The 3,206-nt window shown below is 67.2% G+C and carries 5 protein-coding genes; 3 read left to right on the forward strand and 2 right to left on the reverse strand.

All coding sequences use genetic code 11. The features are described 5' to 3' along the window. On the reverse strand, nt 1-582 hold a 582-nt coding region (locus tag VF643_RS13705), incomplete at its 3' end, for an erythromycin esterase family protein (RefSeq protein WP_331043945.1). A gap of 397 nt (nt 583-979) precedes the next feature. On the opposite strand from VF643_RS13705, the gene VF643_RS13710 reads away from it, so the two are divergent. Further along, nucleotides 980-1,363, forward strand: coding sequence for a hypothetical protein (locus VF643_RS13710; protein ID WP_331043946.1), 384 nt, complete (start codon nt 980-982; stop codon nt 1,361-1,363). A gap of 58 nt (nt 1,364-1,421) precedes the next feature. Here the strand turns inward: VF643_RS13710 and VF643_RS13715 are convergent, their stop codons facing one another. Continuing rightward, nucleotides 1,422-1,553 (reverse strand): hypothetical protein, encoded by a 132-nt coding sequence (locus tag VF643_RS13715; RefSeq protein ID WP_331043947.1) that lies wholly within the window; start codon nt 1,551-1,553, stop codon nt 1,422-1,424. A 7-nt stretch (nt 1,554-1,560) separates the two neighbouring features. On the opposite strand from VF643_RS13715, the gene VF643_RS13720 reads away from it, so the two are divergent. Beyond that, nucleotides 1,561-1,821, forward strand: a complete 261-nt coding sequence (locus VF643_RS13720; RefSeq protein WP_331042041.1) for a hypothetical protein — start codon at nt 1,561-1,563, stop codon at nt 1,819-1,821. Between the two features lie 50 nt (nt 1,822-1,871). After that, nucleotides 1,872-3,206 (forward strand): NAD(P)/FAD-dependent oxidoreductase (locus VF643_RS13725; RefSeq protein ID WP_331043948.1); only part of this gene is annotated, 1,335 nt, incomplete at its 3' end.

Below are 3,206 nucleotides of genomic sequence, written 5' to 3' on the forward strand. Positions count from 1 at the left end.
GGCCTCGTCCCGACAAGTATCCGACCGGGTGGCCACTGCCCCGCCATAGGCTTCGGGGGTCCGCGCGTAGGGCTTAAAACAGGCATAGAGCTGCCGCACTCTCGCCGCCGCTGCAGGGTCGCGGCCTTCGAGATACGCGACAACCTGATCGGCGGCGTCGTACAGGTCGTACACATCCATGCCATAGATGCCGACCCGTTGGGCGGGCGGGAGCGCGAGATTGCGGGTGCGGAGCCGCTCGACGAAGTCGCGGAATTCCACGTTGCGCCACATCCAGCGCGGAAAGCGGGCGGTGTAACCGGATAGCGCCTCGGTAGCGCTCAGGTCGCTGCCCAGTCCGCGCACATAAAGGTTCACTCGGAACGTGGGGCTCCAGTCACCCTCGATGGTCACCGCATTCACCCCATGCTCGGCGATCAGCCGCTCGGTCAGGCGTCCGCGTTCGCGATAATAGTCGCTGGTGCCATGCGAGGACTCGCCCAGGAGAATTCTGCGCGCGGTCGCAGCAGCGGCAAGGATATCGGCGTAATCGTCCGTACCGCCACTGATCGGCTTGGCGGCGGCGGCGATGAGCGGGACCACGCCCGTCGGGGCTGAGGGCGAGGGCTGCGCATCCGTGGAGGCGGGAGCCGGTACGGATGCGTTGTCGTCATTGCTACCGCACGCCGACAGGCATGCGAGCGCCGCACCCGCGATCGCGGCAATGGGAGATAATCTGAACGTCGACATGGCGTCCTCGGCGATCGTGCCGCTGTGGCCGATCCGCGCTTTCAGATTGGTGTGGCCGGAAGGCCTTCAAGATGTTGAAATATAGTAATTTCGATCACCTATGTTGCACGTGCAGCCTCGATGGTGGCCTGCGCGTCCGCGATCCTGGACGACTGCACGATCTCGAGTCGTCGGCGTCCGGCGGCAACGGAGCGGGATGGCATTCGGTCCGTTCGGACGATCATAGAACTAGAGTCAGGCAGGCACTCGCATGAGGACGTCGATTATCACGGTGAGGCTTGTTGCGACGGTCCTGACCGCCGTCATCGTCACGGTGACGGCAATCGCGATCGAGCAACTCGGTATAGTCGCGGCCTTGCCGACCTTCCTCGATGATCTTGGCCATCCGTGGCGACGGCAGTTCTATATCGATCTCGAAATCCACCTTCTGCTCGTCGCCTGCTGGATGATCTATCGGGAACCGTCGAAGATGATCGGTCTGTTCTGTGGGCTGGCCACGATCGTCCTCGGCGCGCTTGTGACGGCACCCTATCTCCTCATCACGACGTTCCGCACGAAGGGCGATCTCGTCGCACTGCTGATCGGGTCGCATCGCGTGGACCGCGCCGGCGCAGCACCTCCACAATCGCACTAACCTGCATTGAGACTCCTGTTCTTACAGCAACTTAGCGGCCCGCTCGGGGTTGTGCCGGTCATGCCTCGATCGCCGCTGCGGCCTCCGCCAGCGCGATGGGTGGCGCCTTCGCGACGCGGGTGCCGGGCACCATGCGGACCGTGATCGCTGCGCAAGCAACGGAGAAGTCGATGCCGGACAAACAACCCATGCAGGCGATGAGCACCTCGCACGACGGCGCGCATGACGGCGTCGCCGATCGCCCCGACAAGGACGGCGGTGTCGACGCCGGCGGCAAGGGCGAGAGCGACGGCGGCGCCTATCCCAACCCGCACACCGGCAAGAAGGCGCCGGGTGGTTTCGGCAAGTTCCTGGGCCATGGTGGTCAGACCGAGCAGGGCTATTATGGTGGGGGACAGGCAGGCGCCGATGTCGACGCCGACAACCCCAACGTCAACGCGACCTCGCGTGAACCTTGACCGCGCCGCTTCCCCGAACGGTGGAGCGGGCAATCCCGCCGGAACCGCACGTGGTGATCGTCGGCGCCGGCTTTGCCGGGCTGGCGCTCGCACAAGGGCTCGGCGGCACGGCGGCGCGGGTGACGGTCGTCGATCGCAACAACTATCATCTGTTCGTGCCGCTGCTGTATCAGGTGGCGACCGCCGCGCTATCGCCCGCCGATGTCGCCGCACCGATCCGCAGCGTCCTGGCTCGTCACCCCAACATCGAGGTGATCCACGGGGCGGTCACGCGGGTCGACACCTCGGCGCGCACGGTCCAGCTGCACTCGGGCGAGCGCCTTGGCTATGACGTGCTCGCTCTCGCGACGGGCTCCACCGCCAATTACTTCGGCCATGCCGATTGGTCGCGCGCCGCGCCGTCGCTGAAATCGATCGCCGACGCACGCGCGATCCGTACGCGCGTGCTCTCCGCGTTCGAACGGGCCGAACGCGCGGCGCCGGGCGCACGCGATGCGCTGTTGACCTTCATCGTCGTCGGTGGCGGGCCGACCGGGGTGGAGCTGGCGGGGTCGGTCGCTGAATTGGCGCGTCACACGCTCGCACGCGACTTCCGCCATGTCCGCCCGGGCAGCGCGCGCGTGGTGCTCGTCGAGGCCGGGCCGCGAATCCTGGCCGCCTTTCCCGAAGAGCTGGCCGACTATGCCGTCCGCGCGCTCGGGCGGCTGGGCGTGGAGGTGATCACCGGGGTGCCCGTCGCCCACATCGATCCCAGCGGAGTCTGGATCGACGGAGATCTGCTGCGGGCGGCAACGGTGTTGTGGGGCGCAGGCGTGTCGCCAACCCCGGCCGCCGCCATGCTCGGCGTCGTGCCCGCGCGCGGCGGTGGTGTGCCGGTCCGCCCCGATCTCTCGGTCGCCGATGTGCCGGGTGTCTTCGCGCTCGGCGACATCGCGCACTTTCCCGACGCCTCCGGCAAGCCGCTCCCAGGCCTGGCTCAGGTCGCCCAACAGCAAGGCGAGCATCTCGCGCGCGCACTGCGTCAGGCAATGCGCTACGGCACGCCGCTGCCGCCATTCCAGTTCAAGAACCGTGGCAACGCCGCGATCATCGGCCGCCACGCCGCCGTCTTCGATTTCGGGCCGGGCCGACCGCGGTTGCGTGGCGTCCCGGCCTGGCTGTTGTGGGCGCTCGTCCATGTGTTGCTGCTCGTCGACTTCGACCAGCGCGCCCGCGTCAGCCTGCAATGGCTGAGCCGCTATCTAACCTACCGGCGCGGCGCCCGCATCATTTCCGACCCCGAACCCGCCACCACGCAAGGAGCGAAGATGACCGAAAGCCCGAACGAACAGGATCCCGCACCACTCGAACCGGCCGAGCGATCGACCACTGGCAACCCGCCCTTC

The organism is Sphingomonas sp., from assembly GCF_036387595.1.
Lineage (GTDB): Bacteria > Pseudomonadota > Alphaproteobacteria > Sphingomonadales > Sphingomonadaceae > Sphingomonas.